Annotated in this window: 17 protein-coding genes; 11 read left to right on the forward strand and 6 right to left on the reverse strand. The window is 62.4% G+C overall.

Annotated features, from left to right (window positions below):
* Positions 1-72 precede the first annotated feature (72 nt).
* Positions 73-252, reverse strand: a complete 180-nt coding sequence (locus tag AO692_RS30185) for a DUF465 domain-containing protein (RefSeq protein WP_054313726.1) — start codon at positions 250-252, stop codon at positions 73-75.
* Between the two features lie 234 nt (positions 253-486).
* Here AO692_RS30185 and AO692_RS30190 point away from each other — a divergent pair, with 234 nt between their 5' ends.
* The 6 genes from AO692_RS30190 to AO692_RS30215 all read left to right on the forward strand — a co-directional run bounded on the left by AO692_RS30190 (position 487) and on the right by AO692_RS30215 (position 4,215).
* On the forward strand, positions 487-690 hold the full coding sequence (locus AO692_RS30190; protein ID WP_024922779.1) for a YdcH family protein: 204 nt from the start codon (positions 487-489) through the stop codon (positions 688-690).
* Positions 691-757: 67 nt separating this feature from the next.
* Positions 758-1,522, forward strand: a complete 765-nt coding sequence (locus tag AO692_RS30195; protein WP_054313727.1) for a carbon-nitrogen hydrolase family protein — start codon at positions 758-760, stop codon at positions 1,520-1,522.
* Positions 1,523-1,630: 108 nt separating this feature from the next.
* A complete protein-coding gene (gene purE, locus AO692_RS30200; RefSeq protein ID WP_054313728.1) occupies positions 1,631-2,128 on the forward strand; it encodes a 5-(carboxyamino)imidazole ribonucleotide mutase in 498 nt (165 codons plus the stop codon).
* A complete protein-coding gene (locus tag AO692_RS30205; protein ID WP_152980030.1) occupies positions 2,125-3,204 on the forward strand; it encodes a 5-(carboxyamino)imidazole ribonucleotide synthase in 1,080 nt (359 codons plus the stop codon). The genes purE and AO692_RS30205 overlap by 4 nt, the downstream gene beginning before the upstream one ends.
* Positions 3,205-3,412: 208 nt before the next feature.
* Positions 3,413-3,538, forward strand: a complete 126-nt coding sequence (gene ykgO, locus AO692_RS30210) for a type B 50S ribosomal protein L36 (protein ID WP_040974291.1) — start codon at positions 3,413-3,415, stop codon at positions 3,536-3,538.
* A 92-nt stretch (positions 3,539-3,630) separates the two neighbouring features.
* Complete coding sequence (locus tag AO692_RS30215; protein ID WP_054313729.1) at positions 3,631-4,215, forward strand: hypothetical protein; 585 nt, start codon at positions 3,631-3,633, stop codon at positions 4,213-4,215.
* Between the two features lie 134 nt (positions 4,216-4,349).
* Here AO692_RS30215 and pyk read toward each other — a convergent pair whose 3' ends face one another.
* Positions 4,350-5,780, reverse strand: coding sequence for a pyruvate kinase (gene pyk / locus AO692_RS30220; RefSeq protein ID WP_054313730.1), 1,431 nt, complete (start codon positions 5,778-5,780; stop codon positions 4,350-4,352).
* The gene (locus AO692_RS30225; RefSeq protein WP_054313731.1) at positions 5,777-6,274 is read right to left on the reverse strand and encodes a DUF1036 domain-containing protein; all 498 of its coding nucleotides are present in this window, start codon (positions 6,272-6,274) and stop codon (positions 5,777-5,779) included. The genes pyk and AO692_RS30225 overlap by 4 nt, the downstream gene beginning before the upstream one ends.
* Positions 6,275-6,520: 246 nt before the next feature.
* Here AO692_RS30225 and AO692_RS30230 point away from each other — a divergent pair, with 246 nt between their 5' ends.
* The 3 genes from AO692_RS30230 (at position 6,521) to AO692_RS30240 (ending at position 8,961) form a co-directional block, all read left to right on the forward strand.
* Positions 6,521-7,318 carry an N-formylglutamate amidohydrolase gene (locus tag AO692_RS30230; protein WP_054313732.1) on the forward strand — a complete coding sequence of 266 codons (798 nt, stop codon included), beginning with the start codon at positions 6,521-6,523 and terminating at the stop codon, positions 7,316-7,318.
* A gap of 23 nt (positions 7,319-7,341) precedes the next feature.
* Positions 7,342-7,650: a DUF1244 domain-containing protein gene (locus AO692_RS30235; protein WP_054313733.1), complete on the forward strand. Its 309-nt coding sequence runs from the start codon at positions 7,342-7,344 to the stop codon at positions 7,648-7,650.
* Between the two features lie 135 nt (positions 7,651-7,785).
* Complete coding sequence (locus AO692_RS30240) at positions 7,786-8,961, forward strand: MFS transporter (RefSeq protein WP_054313734.1); 1,176 nt, start codon at positions 7,786-7,788, stop codon at positions 8,959-8,961.
* Here AO692_RS30240 and AO692_RS30245 read toward each other — a convergent pair.
* The gene (locus tag AO692_RS30245; RefSeq protein ID WP_054313952.1) at positions 8,946-9,833 is read right to left on the reverse strand and encodes a LysR family transcriptional regulator; all 888 of its coding nucleotides are present in this window, start codon (positions 9,831-9,833) and stop codon (positions 8,946-8,948) included. The genes AO692_RS30240 and AO692_RS30245 overlap by 16 nt on opposite strands.
* Before the next feature lie 98 nt (positions 9,834-9,931).
* Between AO692_RS30245 and AO692_RS30250 the strand changes: the two genes are divergently transcribed.
* Positions 9,932-10,897 carry an NAD-dependent epimerase/dehydratase family protein gene (locus tag AO692_RS30250; protein ID WP_054313735.1) on the forward strand — a complete coding sequence of 322 codons (966 nt, stop codon included), beginning with the start codon at positions 9,932-9,934 and terminating at the stop codon, positions 10,895-10,897.
* A gap of 66 nt (positions 10,898-10,963) precedes the next feature.
* On the opposite strand, the gene AO692_RS30255 is transcribed toward AO692_RS30250, so the two are convergent.
* Both AO692_RS30255 and AO692_RS30260 read right to left on the reverse strand, forming a co-directional pair.
* Positions 10,964-14,125 (reverse strand): efflux RND transporter permease subunit, encoded by a 3,162-nt coding sequence (locus tag AO692_RS30255; RefSeq protein ID WP_054313736.1) that lies wholly within the window; start codon positions 14,123-14,125, stop codon positions 10,964-10,966.
* A 36-nt stretch (positions 14,126-14,161) separates the two neighbouring features.
* Positions 14,162-15,304 (reverse strand): efflux RND transporter periplasmic adaptor subunit, encoded by a 1,143-nt coding sequence (locus AO692_RS30260; RefSeq protein ID WP_152980031.1) that lies wholly within the window; start codon positions 15,302-15,304, stop codon positions 14,162-14,164.
* Between the two features lie 762 nt (positions 15,305-16,066).
* Here AO692_RS30260 and AO692_RS30265 point away from each other — a divergent pair.
* Positions 16,067-17,077, forward strand: coding sequence for an iron ABC transporter substrate-binding protein (locus tag AO692_RS30265; protein WP_054313737.1), 1,011 nt, complete (start codon positions 16,067-16,069; stop codon positions 17,075-17,077).
* Positions 17,078-17,135: the final 58 nt, after the last annotated feature.

Consider the following 17,135-nt stretch of genomic DNA (forward strand, 5'->3'; position numbering starts at 1 on the left):
GAATGGCCTCTGGCCGGCGGCTATGCGCCGCCGGGAGCATTTCGGCGCTGAACGCCGATTTGGAAGGCCGAATTAATGGGTCGAGGGTCTGCCTCTCAATTTTGCCATTTCGTCCTTAATAGCCAGCTTGCGTCGCTTGAGGCACACGATTTCAAGATCGTCCACCGACGGGTGCAACAGTGCGTCATCGATCTCGCGTTCGATGTCGCTGTGTTTCCGCTGAAGCTCTTCAAGATGGGACGCTAGAGACATGAATGGTTCTCCCTTTCATATTCCTTGCCAGCGACCGACGCACGACGTCCACCGCGGGCGCCCGCGTGACGGCCAAATGACAGTGTGCCACCATTGCTTCGCCTTGTCGAATGCCATGTGGTAGCATTCCACCGCGTCATGAAATGTGATAATGCGGTCGCGCCGCTGACGAAGGTCGGCGGCCCCCGCCCATCAGAGGCGCGCATGGGCGCCGGAGTCAGCAGAACGGTGGACATGTCGGAACAGGAACAGGCCGAGATTCGTCTCGAGTTTGCACGCTTGAAGCAGGAACATGCCGATTTCGACGCGGCCATCAACGCGATGATCGCCACGGGCTGTGATCCGCTGCAGGTGCAGCGCATGAAGAAGAAGAAGCTGGCGCTCAAGGACCGGCTGAGCGCGCTCGAAGATCGCATCATTCCCGATATCATCGCCTGAGCGATCCTGGTCATGCATCATGGCCGGAGCTCTCCGATTCTGATCCAGACATTCTTGTGAGGGCAAGATGCGTGTTGGTTTCGTGGAGTGGCCGGAAGACTTGAAAGCACAGAGTGCGGAGTGGACCCTGATTGCGAGCCGGGTCACCGAGGCGCGACCGGACATCCTGATCACCAACGAACTGCCATTTGGGCCTTGGATCGCGAACCAGCCGGAATTCAGCGCCAGTTTGGCCCAGAAAAGCATCGACGCTCACGCCATGGGGCTCGATGCGCTCGCAGCGCTCGATATCCCGGCCATCCTTTCCTCCATACCGGTGCCGACGGAAGGCCGGCTCGCCAATGAGGCGGTCGTGATCGAGAACGGCGTTGCACGCGCCGTCCACCGCAAGCATTACTTTCCGCAAGAACCCGGCTGGTATGAGGCGAGTTGGTATGTTCCCGGGAGGAATGGCTTCATCGCCGCGACCGCTTCCAGCCTGAGCGTCGGTGTGATGCTTTGCACGGATGCGATGTTCAATGAACACGCACGCGGTTACGGGCGCCAGGGGGCAACGCTTATCGCCATGCCTCGCGCGACGGGGACTGCGACCGAGAACTGGTTGACCGCAGGCAAGATGGCCGCGATGGTCTCGGGCAGCTATGTCGTGAGTTCCAATCGAAGCGGTCGTACGCGCGATGGCGTCATGTTTGGCGGCAGCGGCTTCGCGTTTGCGCCGGGTGGCGAGCTTCTGGCCACAACCGATACCGCAAATCCGTTGCGCATCATCGAAATCGACCCTGAACGCAGCGTCCGGCAGCGCGGTGAATACCCATGTTACGTTCAGGGATGAGTTGTCGCTTATTCGGATTGCGCACTCGGCGTGCCTGGACCTCGCCGCAATCCTTGCCCGACAAGGCAAATTCCGCTACCTCGCCATTTTGTCGCCGGGGAGAGCAACTTGGCCGAGCATAAAGCCGATGTCGCCATCATCATGGGCAGCCAGTCCGACTGGGCGACCATGCGCCATGCCGCGGAATTGCTGGAGGTGCTGGAGATCCCGCACAAGGCGCTGATCGTCTCGGCCCACCGCACACCCGACCGGCTCTATGAGTTCGCCAAGGGCGCCAGGGCCTCCGGTTACAAGGTGATCATCGCCGGTGCCGGCGGCGCCGCCCACCTGCCCGGAATGACGGCTGCGATGACCTCGCTGCCAGTGTTCGGCGTGCCGGTGGAATCGAAAGCACTGTCGGGCCAGGACTCCCTGCTTTCCATCGTGCAGATGCCGGCCGGCATTCCTGTCGGCACGCTGGCCATCGGCAAGGCGGGAGCGGCTAATGCGGCACTGCTGGCTGCAGCCGTGCTTGCTTTGAACGACAAGGCTTTGGCCGAACGGCTCGATGGCTGGCGCGCCGGCCAGACCGCCCGGGTTGCCGTCGAGCCGGTGGACCAGCCGTGACCGCTGCTCTTCCCGCAGGTTCCGTCATCGGCATCATCGGCGGCGGCCAGCTTGGCCGCATGCTGGCAATGGCCGCCGCAAAACTCGGCTATCGGACCATCATCCTCGAACCACAAGCGGATTGCCCGGCGGCCCAGGTCGCCAACCGGCAGATCGTCGCAGCCTATGACGACCCGGCCGCCCTTGCCGAACTCGCAGCCGCCTGCGCGATCGTAACCTATGAATTCGAGAATGTTCCGGTCAGCGCCGCGGAAACGCTCTCGACGACACGGCCGGTGCGGCCTTCGGCAAGGGCACTGCAGGTGGCACAAGACCGTGTGACCGAAAAACAGTTCTTGAACGATGTTGGCGTCGCAACCGCAGCCTTCCACGCAATCGACAACGACGCCGATCTTGCCGCTGCGCTGAACGCGTTCGACGGCAACGGCGTGCTGAAGACCCGGCGCCTCGGTTACGACGGCAAAGGCCAGCGCGTGCTGCGCGGCATCAGGGAGGCCGGAGGCACCTATGAGGCGATGGGCGGCGTGCCGCTGATCCTGGAATCACTGGTCGCCTTCGAATACGAAATCTCCATGATTGCCGCGCGCGGCGCCGATGGCGCTCTCGCCGTCTACGACCCCGCGCGCAACGTGCATCGCGACGGCATTCTTCACACATCGACCGTGCCCTCCGGCATCTCGAGCGCTACGGCGGATGCGGCCAAGCAGGCAGCCATGACGATCATCACCGCACTCGACTATGTCGGCGTGATCGGCATCGAGTTCTTCGTGCTTCCCGACGGCAGCCTGCTTGCCAACGAGATGGCGCCGCGCGTGCACAATTCCGGCCATTGGACGGAGGCCGCCTGCACTGTCTCGCAGTTCGAACAGCATATCCGCGCCGTCGCCGGTTTGCCGCTTGGCGATGCCAGCCGGCACTCGGATTGCGTCATGCAAAACCTGATCGGCCACGACATCGATCAGGTGCCGGCATTGCTCGCCGAGCCGGACCTGATGTTGCATCTCTATGGCAAGGCCGAAGCCCGGCCGGGACGCAAGATGGGGCACTTCACGCGCATCCGCGCATTTGCCGGCTGAAAGCGTGATCAAGCCGCCTGCGAGGTTGACATGCACGGGGCGCCCCGGTATGAGCCGATCGCAACAGGGCGCGTCTTCGGGCGCGCCTTTCAAGTTCAGCCCGAAACCGGGCAGAGCATGATCCTGAACCGAAGGTCAGCGCAGCAAAAAGTTGCAGACTTTTCGGACAAGGTCATGCGAAGAGATTCAAAGACCGACGGGCAAGACCATGAAGATCAAGAATTCGCTCAAGGCGCTCAAGGCGCGTCATCGTGACAACCGCCTGGTTCGCCGCAAGGGCCGTATCTACATCATCAACAAGACCGCTCCGCGCTACAAGGCGCGTCAGGGCTGATCCCTTTGTGGCGCCTATCTACAGGCGCCGCGTGATGATGCTGAACTCAGATTCAGTTTGAACGTCCGGCATCCCGGAGATAGAATCCGGGAATGCGGACGTTGTTTGCCGTTTGTACGGCGCTTTCCTTCTCTATTTCGCTGATGCCGGCCATCGCGGCCGACAATGCCGTCAAGCCTGCGCTAGCGCAGACGCGCGAACAGCGTGTCGACCAGCTTTTCATCGACCTGAAACATGCCCGCAGCCCTCGGTCTGCTGAACTCGTGGCCGGTCGCATCTGGAACGAGTGGAGCCGGTCGGGCAGCGCGTCGGTCGATCTGATGATGCAGTGGTCGCAAAAAGCGATCGAGGAAAAGAAGTTCGACGTTGCGCTCGACTTCCTCGACCAGGTGGTGACGCTGCAACCAAAATACGCCGAGGGATGGAATCGCCGCGCCACGGCGCACTTCCTGATGAAGAACTATGCCAAGTCGATGGCCGACATCGAGCAGACGCTGGAACTGGAGCCGCGCCATTTTGGTGCCCTGTCGGGCATCGCCCAGATCATGGCCGAGACCGGCCGCAAGCAGGCCGCGCTCGATGCCTGGCTGAAGGTACTCGACCTCTACCCGATGCTGCGCAATGCGCAGGACCAAGTGTCGAAGCTGTCAGAGGAATTGGCGGGCGAGGCGATCTAAAGGCAGTAGGCAGTAGGCAGTAGGCAGTAGGCAGTAGGCAGTAGAGAAGATGATCTAGCTGCTTTCGCTTGCCACCCCGCTCGCTACTGCCAATTATCCATTGCCGACTGCCTATTCCCTAATGCCTGATCTTTTCACTGCCTCACATCCGCGCCGAGATAGGCGATCCGCAGCATGTTGGTGGAACCGGGTGTCCTTAGCGGCACGCCTGCAGTGATGATGATGCGGTCGCCCGGCTTGCCGAAACCCTGTTCGGAGGCGATTCGGCAGGCACGATCGACCATGTCGTCGAGATCGGTCGCATCTTCCGAAACCACGCAATGCGTGCCCCACAACAGCGAAAGGCGTCGCGCTGTAGCAAGGATCGGCGACAGTGCGATGATCGGAACCTGCGGCCGTTCGCGCGCCGCACGCAGGCCCGTCGTACCGGAAGCGGTGTAGGTGACGATCGCCGACAGCTTCAGCGTCTCGGCGATTTCGCGCGCCGCCAGCGAAATGGCGTCGGCGCCGGTCGCCTCCGGCTCGGAGCGCTGGGCATTGATGATACCGGCATAGGTCGGGTCGCGTTCGACACGTTCAGCGATGCGGTTCATGGTCGTCACCGCTTCGACCGGATAGGAACCGGCGGCGGATTCGGCCGACAGCATGATGGCATCGGCACCTTCGAACACAGCGGTGGCCACATCCGATACCTCGGCGCGGGTCGGCACCGGAGCGGAAATCATCGATTCCAGCATTTGCGTCGCCACCACGACCGGCTTGCCGGCACGGCGCGCGGCGCGGGTGATCTGCTTCTGGATGCCAGGCACTGCCTCCAGCGGAAGCTCGACCCCGAGATCGCCGCGTGCCACCATCAGCGCGTCCGACAGCTCGATGATCTCGGCCAGCCGCGCCACCGCCTGCGGCTTCTCGATCTTGGAAAGCAGCAGTGCCCGCCCGCGTGCGATCTTGCGGGCCTCGGCGAGATCTTCCGGACGCTGGATGAAGGAAAGCGCCACCCAGTCGACGCCGGCCGCCAGCACCGCATCGAGATCGGCGCGGTCCTTTTCGGTCAGCGCGCCGACCGGCAGTTCGGTATCGGGCAGCGACACGCCCTTCTTGTCGGAAATCTTGGTGCCCACCACCACGGTGGCGACGATCGAGCGGCCGTCGACCATAACGGCCTTCAGCTCGACTTTGCCATCATCGATCAGCAACCGGTCGCCGACGGCCACAGAGCGCAGGATCTCGGGATGCGGCAGATGAACACGGTTGGAATCGCCTGGCGCCGGATTGTCATCCAGCGTAAAGGTCTGGCCAACTTTCAACTCTTCCGCGCCGTTGGCGAATTTGCCGACACGCAGCTTCGGTCCCTGCAAGTCGGCAAGGATGCCGATCGGACGACCGACAGCAGCCTCGACCGAACGAATGCGACCGACAAGTGTACGCATCAGGTCATGATCGGCATGGCTCATATTGATGCGGAACACGTCCGCGCCTGCCTCGAAGAGCTTCTTCAGCATCGCTTCCTCGGAGGAAGCGGGACCGATGGTGGCTAGGATCTTGACCTTGCGGCTGCGTCTCATTGACTATTCTGACCATTGCTTGGCGGAGCGGCCGGGGTGCCATCCGCAGTGGGCTGCTCGGTCAGCTGGACCATCCAGCTCGCCTGCTCGCCTGTGTCGTATTCCTGGAATCCGGCGCGCTGAAAGCCCCGGGCGACGCAATCGGTTACGCCGGCAATCTTGAATTCCTTTTCGGCCACGCACATCGAGATCGGACCATCCCAACGGCCGCCGCGCTCGGCATCTTCTGCATAGAGATAATAAAACCTCGATGACAGCGGACCCTCGATCAGCGTCTTGCAGGTCGAACCTTCGATGTGCCACCAGCCTTCGGTGATCCAGCCCGTCTTGGCGCGATAGCCGATGCCGACGCCCACCAGATTCTGGGTGGCGTTGCACACGCGGAAATCAGCCTTGGCCGGAGAAGCCATCACCAGGGGCGCCGCGAACAGGACGAGCAGCGGCAGCAACAGGGCAAAGCCCTTTCGCCTACGCTGCCGGCTGGCGGATGCCATTCGAGACCCCTCGCTGAGTGAAACTTGCATGATCAGGCGCCCTTTTCGAAGATGTCCGGGCGCATGTCAACGCGCGCCCCACTGTGAATCCAATCGATTTAATTGGCAAGCCGGCGCATGCTATGCCGGAGGATGAAAGTTTTTCGCAAAAACCTTGACCAAACAACGGCATTGCGCGGACTTCCGCTTCATGGGATCACGTTACCATCCCGCCCAGAGACGCCACCGCTTGATTTTCCCCGTGCCATGACCCGATCCACAGTTTTTGCGCCATTCGACCTGATCGAGGGTGACCGCAGTCGCGGCATCGTGCTGGTGGCCGACCATGCCCGGCGCGAGCTGCCGGAAGAATATGGTGCCCTTGGCCTGCCGGCTGCCGAATTCGAGCGCCATATCGCCTACGATATCGGCGTCGAGGCGGTAACCCGCGAGCTTGCTGCCTTGCTCGGCGCACCGGCCGTGCTCGCCAACTTCTCGCGTCTGCTGATCGACCCAAACCGCGGCGAAGACGACCCGACGCTGATCCGCCAGCTCTATGACGGCACCGTCGTGCCGGGCAACTATCCGATGTCGCCCGAAGAGCGCGAGACGCGGCTGGAGCGTTTCTACCGTCCGTACCACGAGGCTGTGGCCGCGGTGATCGCCTCGGTTGCGAAAGAATCCGGCCGCGCGCCCTTCATCTTCTCGGTGCACTCTTTCACCCCCGTCATGCAGGGCCGCGCAAGGCCTTGGCATGTCGGCATCCTGTGGGACCGCGACGATCGCGCCCCGCACCCGATCATCGAGGCGCTGGCTGCGGACAAAGATCTCGTGGTTGGCGACAATGAACCCTATGACGGTGCATTGCGCGGCGACACCATGTTCCGCCATGCCATCGTCAACGGCTTCGCGCATGCTTTGATCGAGATCCGCCAGGACCTGATCGCCGATGCCAGGGGCGCACTTGCCTGGGCAGAGCGGCTGGCACCGATCGTTGACGCGGTCAATCGCCGTCCCGATATACAAGCGGTGAAGATGTTCGGCTCGCGTACCGGGCCGCTGTAAAGCGCCAAGACGAGGATACCGCCATGACCGATCTGAGCGACGAACAGAAACGCGACTTCGAAGCCGCCGCCTTCCGCAGGCTGGTCGCGCACCTGCGCGAGCGTACCGACGTGCAGAACATCGACCTGATGAACCTCGCCGGCTTCTGCCGCAACTGCCTGTCCAATTGGTATCGCGAGGCGGCAGAGGCGGAAGGCGTTGCCCTTTCCAAAGACCAGTCGCGCGAGATCGTCTACGGCATGCCCTATGCCGAGTGGCAGACACAGCACCAGACTGAGGCCTCCAACGCCCAGAAGGCCGCCTTCGAGATCAATCGCCCGAAGGACCATTGATCTCCAAGGCAATCATCACGCCTCTGCACCCTTGCTGCAACCACTGAGTCAAGCCGGCTTCCTCCGATCCCTTGACGATACGGTTGATTCGATCTAACGATTGAATCGTTCCAATTCCTGTTTCGAGCTCTCGCCATGACCGCAGTTTCCTCCCTGCAAAATGCCGCGCGCGGTCGCTGGGCGGTGGCGGCGATGTTCTTCATCAATGGCCTTCTGACCGGCAGCTGGGCACCGCAGATCCCGGTTTTCCTGACCCGGCTGGACATCAGCAAGGCGACGCTCGGCCTGCTTATCCTGCTGTTCGGCCTTGGCGCGCTGACGTTCATGCCGTTGTCCGGCTATCTCATGTCCAGGCACGGCTCGCGTGCCGTCGTGCGCGGTTTTGCCTCCGTCTGCGTGTTCGGCCTGTTGCTGGTGGCGCTGGCGCCAAGCGTTCCGCTGGCGGTCGTGGCGATGTTCCTGTTCGGCGGTTTGATCGGCGGCATGGACGTGGCCATGAACGCCAATGCCGTTGCGGTGGAGCGCCGGCTGTCGCGCGCCGTCATGTCATCCTCGCACGCCTTCTGGAGTCTCGGCGGCTTCGCCGGCGGCGGAGCCGGTGGTCTTATCATCCAGCATTACGGACACGTCACCCACGCGATCATCGTCACCGTGATTGCGATCATCTTTCTCGCAGTTGCCTGGCGGTACCTGATCACCGACCGGAAGCCGGTGGCACAAGAGCATCACAAGTTCACGCTGCCGAAGACCGCGACCGTCTACCTTGTCGGCCTGATGGCGCTGATGTCGATGATCCCTGAGGGTGCAGTACTCGATTGGGCGGCGCTTTATCTGAAGCAGGAGCTTGGTGCGGAACTCGCGACCGCGGGTCTTGCCTATGCCTTCTTCTCCGGCGCGATGGCTTTGATGCGCTTTGCCGGCGATGGCGTGCGCAACCACTTCGGCGCCGTGACGACCTTGCGCATTTCTTCGTTGATCGCAGCATCCGGCATGCTGGTTGCAGCACTGTCGCCCTGGCCCTGGCTGGTCATCGCAGCCTTCGCCTTTTCGGGCCTGGGCATCGCCAACATGGTGCCGATCGCCTTCTCGGCCGGAGGCAATCAGCCCGGCATGGCATCCGGCACGGGAATGAGCGTCGTCACCACCATGGGCTATTCCGGCATACTGCTGGCGCCGTCGCTGATCGGCTTTGCCGCCGAACACGTCGGCTTCTCGACCGTGTTCGTGGTGCTGTCCGGCTTCCTCGTTATCGTTTTCCTGATGTCGAGCCTTGCCCACACGGCCGATTTCGCCGCTCAACCGGCGGAATAGCGCTTCAGCGCTTCGTGCAGGAAATCCACGACGCGGCGGATGCGCAGCGAACCGCGCACATCGCGGTGCATGGCGAGCCACACCGGCAGTAACGGGAGTGCAAGGTCGGGCAGCAGTGGCTCGACCAGCGGATCCCGATCGACCAGGGGACGCTGCGTGAAGCCGATGCCATTGCCGGCGCGCACGGCCTGCCAATGCACGATCTGGTTATCGCAGCGGAAGCGGAAAGCATTGCGCTCCAATGCGATGCCTGCAGCGGCAAACCCGCGGATGATGCTGTCATCGCGGTCGAAGCCGACAATGTCGTGGTTGACGATATCGGCCGCGGTTTCAGGCCGGCCGCGCCGCTCGACATAGCTGGTCGCGGCACAGGCACATAGCGCGATGTCGGTGACTTTGCGGGCAACCAGCTCGTTCTGTACGGGCCGGACCATGCGGATGGCGATATCGGCGTCACGGCGCAGCAGGTTCTCGACCTGATTGGAAGCGACCACCTCGATCTCGATGCCGGGTTCCTCCAGACCAAGCCTGGCAAGGATCTCAGGCAGGACGTAAGCGGCCACCATCTCGCTGGCCGCGATGCGAACCGTTCCCTCGATCGCCTCCACGGAGCCCAGCGCAAGCAACGAAAAAGCCGTCGCCTGCGCGGCGACCGACTGGCCGCGTTCATAAAGCAACGCGCCCGCCTCGGTAAGTTCGTGCCCTTGCCGGCCACGCCGGAACAGCGTGACGTCGAGCGCCTGCTCCAATTCGGTGATGTGGCGCCCAAGCGTCGGCTGGCTGGCGGAAAGCTTGCGCGCCGCCGCCGACAGGCTGCCGGTCTCGGCCACCGCCACGAAGCTCTTGATCAGGTTCCAGTCGATATCCTTCATATTCAAAAATGAATAACAGAAAGCCGAAATCAGTCAATTTCCATTCGTTCATGAAAGGAGAAAATAAGGCCATCGCAACATCGACCAGGAGACTTCACATGACCAGCATTGCAATCCTCGGCGCCAACGGACGGCTCGGCCGGGCCGTCGGCAAGGCATTCGTTCAGGCCGGCTACGACGTCCGTGGCATCACCCGCAGCGGCAAGCTGCCGGCCGATCTCGCCGGTGCAACCGGCATCGCCGCCAACGCCCTCGACCGCGAGGCGCTGGTGCGTGCCACTGCCGGTGTCGACATCGTGTTCCATGGCCTGAACCCGATCTATTCCGACTGGAGCACGGTACTGCCGATGGCCGAGAATGTCGTTGCCGCCTGCGAAGCCAATGACGCAGTCCTGCTCTTCCCTGGCAATGTCTACAATTACGGCTCGCCCATCCCCGAAATGATCACCGAGGATGCGCCCATCCACCCCACAACCGAGAAGGGCCGCATCCGCGTCGCGGTCGAAAACTTGTTGCGCGCGGAAGCGGATGCCGGACGCCTGCGCACCATCCTGCTGCGCGCCGGCGATTTCTTCGGTGGTACCGGTACGGGCTCATGGTTCGATCTGGTCATGGTATCGAAGATCGAAAAGGGCATCTACACGGCCGCCGGCCCGACCGACATTGTGCATGAATGGGCTTATCTGCCCGACCTCGCCGATGCCTTTGTCGCGCTTGCGGATCGTCTGGATGATCTGGGCAACTATGAGAACCTGCACTTCCCCGGTCACGCCATCACCGACCTGGAGATGAAGGCTGCCCTCGAACATGCCGTCGGCCGCAAGCTCGGCATGGCCTCGATGCCCTGGTGGGTGTTCAAGGTCGCCGCTCCCTTCGTGCCGATGTGGAAGGCGATCCTTGAGATGTCCTACCTGCGCTTCCAACCACATCGGCTGGTTTCCGACCGGCTGGGAGGATTGATCGGACGGATCCCGCACACACCTATCGATCGCGCTGTTGCCGAGGCCCTGACGGATCTTGGCATCCCGGTGGCCAGCCTCACCGCGCCGATGGAAGCCGCCTGACGGCACCGGGCCTCAAAGAAAGAAAAAGGCCGCCACGTGGCGGCCTTTTTCTTTCATCCATGTGTTTTACTCGGCAGCCTTGGGCAATGCGTCCACCGGACCGAGATCCGGCAGGTCGTCGTTCGAGGCCGCCTTGCGACCGCGGAACAGCCGGCCAAGCCAGCTGCGCTGCCCGGGCTTGCGCTTGGCGCGAGTGAACACCATCAGCATGGCGGGCGTCACCACCAGCGTCAGCAGTGTCGCAAAGGACAGGCCGAACACGATCGCCGACGACAGCGATATCCACCACTGCGTCGACGGTGCGTTGATCGTCGTCTCGTGGTGGAATATCTCGAGGCCGAGGCCGAAGGCGATCGGCAAAACGCCGAGGATCGCCGAAACAGCCGTCAGCACAACCGGGCGCGCACGCTCGCGACAGGTCTGCAGGACCGCTTCCGTCTTGTCCCAGCCTTCCTCGCGCAGCCGGTCATAAGTGTCGATCAGCACGATGTTGTTGTTCACCACCACACCCGCCAACGCGATCACGCCGATACCGGACATGACGATGCCGAACGGCTGGCCCGTCATCATGAGCCCGAGGAACACACCGATCGTCGCCATGACCACGCAGGACAGCACAAGCCAGACGGATGTGAACTTGTTGAACTGCGCCAGCAGCACCAGGAAGATCAGGAAGATCGCGGCGCCGAATGCTTTCGACAGAAAGGCGCTTGCCTCCGCGCTGTCTTCGTTGGAACCGGCCAGCTTCCAGCGGAAGTTGTCGGGAAGCCCCATGTCGGAGATCGCCTTGGTCACCTCCGCCTGCACGGCCGCCACCTGCGCGCCAGCCGCGACATTTGCCTGCACCACCACGGTGCGGGCGCCGTCGATACGGTTCAGCGTACCGACGCGCGGCTCCGGCTTGCGGATGACGAAGTTCGAGATCGGCACCGAACCTTGGCTGGTCTGCACGCGCAGTTCATCCAGCGTCGACAGCGTTCGCCGGTCTTCCGGCAGGCGCAGGCGGATATCGACGGCGTCGTCAGCACCGGCCGGACGGTACTCGCTGAGCTTCAGCCCATTGGTAACCAGCTGCACCACGGTGCCGACCGAAGTCGGATTGATGCCATATTGCGCCGCCTTGCTGCGATCGACCTCGAGCGCCCAGTCGATGCCGGGCGGCGGCAGGCCGTCTGACACGTCTATGACGCTTGGCACCTTGGCGATGCCGGATGCAACCTCGCGCGCCACCTTTTCGATGCCGGCCGGGTCGACCGCGGAGATGCGCACCTGGATCGGCTTGCCTGTCGGCGGGCCTGCCTCCGGCACGCGCACCTCGACATCGACGCCCGGAATTCCGGCCGTTGCCTTGCGCAGGTCGTCGAGAATCTGGTTCGCAGCCTTGCGCTCGCGCCAGTCGACGAACTCGTACTGGATGACGCCGACGACATCTTCCGGAATATCGGCGCCGCCGCCCTGGGTCTTGCCGACGCGGGTGTAGACCGATTTCACGCCCGGCCAGCCGAGCAGCTTTTCCTCGGCCATGCGCGTCGCCGCATCCATCTCGGCAAGCGAAAGATTGCCGCGCGCATGCACGTAAAGCAGGCCGTAGTCCGGCTCGACATTCGGGAAGAATTCGACGCCGGCGCCGTATTTGGAATAGGCAACCTGCACGCCGACCAGCAGCGCGACCGTCAGCACCAGTACGGTCTTGGGGTACTGCACGGCCTTGCGCACCACCGCCATGTAGGCGCCGTCCTTGCGCTCTTCCTCGCTGTGGACCTCCGCTTTGGCGAAAATCGCGCCGAGCGTCGGCGTGAACACCAAAGCATAGAGCATCGACGCGGCCAGCGTGACGATCAATGTGATCGGCAGGTATTTCATGAAGTCGCCGATGATGCCGGGCCAGAACAGAAGTGGCGAGAAGGCCGCGATGCGCGTCATGGTGGCCGCGATGACCGGGCCGGCCATGCGCTTGGCGGCCAATGCGAAGGCTTCCTCCTTCGGCATGCCTTCCGTCATGCGCCGCTCGGCGAATTCGGTGACGATGATGGCGTCGTCCACCAGCATGCCGACCGCCAGGATCAGCGAGAACAGCACGATCATGTTGATCGTGTAGCCCATCATGGCAAGCAGCAGGATGCCGATCAGGAACGATGACGGGATGGCCAGGCCGATGAGCAGCGAGGCGCGGCCCGACAGCGCGTAGAGGATGACGATGAAGACCAGGATGACGGCGATCAGCACGTGGTTCTGCAGATCGTTCAGCAACTGCTTCACGAAGACGGACTTGTCCTGCGTGTAGGTGACTTCCATGCCTGCCGGCGCGATCTTGACGAATTCGTCGGCGACCTTCTTCGCTCCTTCGATCGTTTCGACGATGTTGGCGCCGATGCGCTTCTTCACTTCGATGGCGATCGCCGGCTTGCCGTCGAGACGCGTGATGGTCTCGGCGTCCTTGAAAGTGGAGCGGATGGTGGCGACGTCCTTCGCCTGCACCACCGCATTCGGACCGGCCACCACCGGCAGGTTGGCGACGTCTTCCGGCGTCTCGATCAGCGACGGCACCTTGACCGCATATTTGCCTTCCGAGCCCTCTATGTTGCCGGCAGCGACCAGGCTGTTGGACTGGCCGACGCCTTGCATCAGCTGGTCGAGTTGCAGCCCATAGGAGGAAAGCTTCACCGGGTCGACCACGACCTCGACGAGATCGTCGCGCGAGCCCTGCAGCGTGCCTTCCAGCACGCCCGGAACCTCCTCGATGCGGTCGCGCAGTTCACGCGCGGCCTTGGCCAGCACGCGCTCCGGCACGTGGCCGGACAGGGTGACGACCAGCACCGGGAATTCGGAGATGTTGACCTCGTTGACGGTCGGTTCTTCAGCAGCCTGCGGCAGGTCTGCCTTGGCGTCCTGCACCTTGGAGCGGGTGTCCTGCAGCGCCTGGGCAAGGTCGGTCGACGGGTCGAACTCGACCAGCACGTAGCCGCCCCCCTGGAAGGCGGCCGAGCGCATCTCCTTCAGCCCCTTCAGACTCTTCAGTTTGGTCTCGACGGGCCTCAGCAGCAGCCGCTCCGAATCCTCCGGTGATATCCCCTGATAGACCAGGGAGACGTACATCATCGGGATCGGCACGTCCGGCTCGGCTTCCTTCGGCACGGACATATACGCGATGGCTCCTGCGAGCAGCAGGAACAGCAGCACCGAAATGGTCAGCCGCGCATTCTGGATGGCAAGCTTGACGATATCCATAGGGGTAGATCCCGATTTCGGATTCGATGAAAACGACTACAGCGTTCCGGCGGCGGCATCGCCGCCGACCAGCTTCTTGATTTCCTGCGGGTCGGCCTCGACGGGTTGCACGACATCGCCGTCCGTCACCAGTTCCTGGCCAGCAACGATGACGCGCGCATCCGCCGGGATGCCGGCGAGCACGAGACCGCTCGGCGTGTCGTCGACCAGATCGATTGGAAAGAAGGTGACCTTGTTGTCCTTGTCGACGGCGCGGATGCCGAGATCGCCCTTGTCGCCAAGCGTCACGACAGAGCGGGGCAGCATGATCGCATCGGCCGGCTTGGCCGACAGCGTGATTTCGGCCGTCATGCCTGCGGGAATGGCGCCGTCGGCATTCGGAATGGCGATCTCGACACGAAAGGTACGGGTGGCGGCCGAAGCATCGCGGCTGATGTAGCGCACGGTACCTTCTGCGATCTGGCCGCTGACCAGTCGTACATTGGCCTTGTCGCCGATCTTGAGATAGCCGAGGTCGCGTTCGCTGACTTCGCCGCGCGCGATCACCGGGTCAAGGCTGAGGATGGTGGCCACTTCGCCGCCCAGTGGAACGGCACTGCCGAGTTCCACCGGCACACGGTCTATGACACCATCGAACGGTGCCTTCACTTCCTTGCGGGCAAGTTCGCTCTCAGCGGCGTCGAGCTGCGACGATGCCAATGCCAGCGCCGAACGGGCGCTGTCGAGCTGCAGCTTGGCGAGGTTGCCGGTCCTGGCCAGCCGTTCGGCCGCATCGAGCTCGGCCTGCCGCTGACCCTTCAGCTGCCGGGCGTTCTCGACCGCCGAGATCTTCTCTTCGGCGTCGAGCATCAAAACGATGTCGCCGATCTTGACGCGGTCGCCCTGCCTGACCGGCAATTCGCTGATGACGCCGGCGACGCGCGTGGCAAGCACTGCGCGCTTGTCCGCTTCGGTTACGCCCGAAATGCGGATCGCCCGCGCATGCTCACTGCGTGGCGGGGCCACCACCTTGACGATCCGCAGCGAAGCTTTCTGCTCCACCCGTTCCGGCTTGGCCTCGGCTTTGGGTTGCTCCGAGGCGGCACTGCCTACCGATGAGAAATGACCGGTACCCATCCACGCTGCAAAGCCAACAAGCACCACAATGGCTGCGACCTTGTGAAACTTCATTTTCGGCATCGTTGTCATCCGGTGAAACGTGAACCCCCGCCGCATCTCCGGTCGGCGCGCGTTCGATATGGGAATGCGCGTGGCGATCTTCAAATTACCGTGATCGGCGGAGCGGCTTTCTACATGAATCGGTCTTATTAGACAGCGGTAAAAATACGGCCGATCGAGCGTTTATGACTGTTTACCCCCAGTCGGATCATGGTTTCGCGAAAAATCGGCGGCAGTTTTACTGGAAGATGAAAAGAATTTTCGATGCGCGTTATCTCACCCGCGCACCGCGCCAATCAAAAGCGGAGAGCGCGCCAAACAAACATCCCGTGCTGGACTCTTGCCCGACATGCAAAGCGCCCTAAGCAGACGACTCTATGGCCGACCGCTCGCGAGATCGCGGTTGCTTCACCTTCACAATTGCTTGAAACTTATGCAGAATTCCCTGCCTGCCAAGCACCCCGCAACGTCTCTGCTTCTCTGCAACACGCCGCTTCGGAAATCTATTCACCGGCGTTGTGACAAGGCTGGCCGTTGAGGCCGGGCTCCACATTGACAAGCAGTTCCGTAGCCCAATCCAATGCCTCGGGCTGCACTGAGGCGAGCCCCAAGTCCCATAACTCTGGCAGCAGGCGTCAGGATGATGAGTCGCAGCATGCATTTTTCAGGGGCAGCCATGCTGGGCGACATGCCGCAGCCGTTTCATTCGACGAAATCTTGACTTGGTCGATCATGTATCGATAGCTGCTCCTGACATTGGATTGCTCAACCGAGGAGACCTTGATGAAGTCCATTCTTTCGATGCTGGCAGGTGCTGCGGCGCTCACGATCGGCCTCGCCGCAATGCCGGCCATGGCCGCGGACGACGACGGCATCGTTGTCTACAACGCCCAGCATGAGAGCCTGGCCAAGGAATGGGCTGAAGCCTTCACCAAGGAGACCGGCATCAAGGTGACGCTGCGCAATGGCGGCGACAGCGAATTCTCCAACCAGATCGTGGCGGAAGGCAAGGCTTCGCCGGCGGACGTCTTCCTCACCGAGAACTCGCCGGCGATGGCGCTGGTCGACGCCGCAGGCCTGTTCGCACCGATCGACGCCGACACGCTGGCGCTGGTGCCTGAACAATATCGTCCTTCTGACGGCAAGTGGGTCGGCATCGCCGCGCGCAGCACCGTCTTCGTCTACAACAAGGACAAGCTGAAGGAAGACCAGCTGCCGAAGTCGTTGCTCGACCTTGCCGACGCAAGCTGGAAAGGCCGCTGGGGTGCTTCGCCATCCGGTGCCGACTTCCAGGCGATCGTTTCGGCTCTGCTGGAACTGAAGGGCGAGGAGGCCACCGCTACCTGGCTCAAGGCCATGAAGGACAACTTCAAGCCGTTCAAGGGCAACAGCACAGTGATGAAGGCGGTCAATGCCGGCCAGGTCGATGGCGGCGTGATCTATCACTACTACTATTTCGGCGACCAGAATAAGACCGGCGAGAACAGCAAGAACGTCGTGCAGTACTATTTCAAGAACCAGGACCCGGGCGCTTTCGTTTCGGTTTCCGGCGCTGGCGTGCTCGCTTCCTCCAAGCATGCGAAGGAAGCGCAGGCTTTCGTGAAATGGCTCGCCGGCAAAGGTGGCCAGGACGTCCTGAAGGCCGGAACCTCGTTCGAATATGCGGTCGGCAATGGTGCGGAATCAAACGCCAAGCTCGTGCCGCTCGCCGATTTGCAGGCTCCCAAGATCGACCCGCAGAAGCTCAACTCCAAGAAGGTCACCGATCTGATGACGGCGGCTGGCTTGCTTTAGCCGGCATTCGTCCTAATAAGGACCGCATAAACAGCGCTCCCGCGGTCCCCGCGGGAGC

It is taken from the genome of Mesorhizobium sp. 1M-11, from assembly GCF_001303895.1.
Taxonomy (GTDB): domain Bacteria; phylum Pseudomonadota; class Alphaproteobacteria; order Rhizobiales; family Rhizobiaceae; genus Mesorhizobium.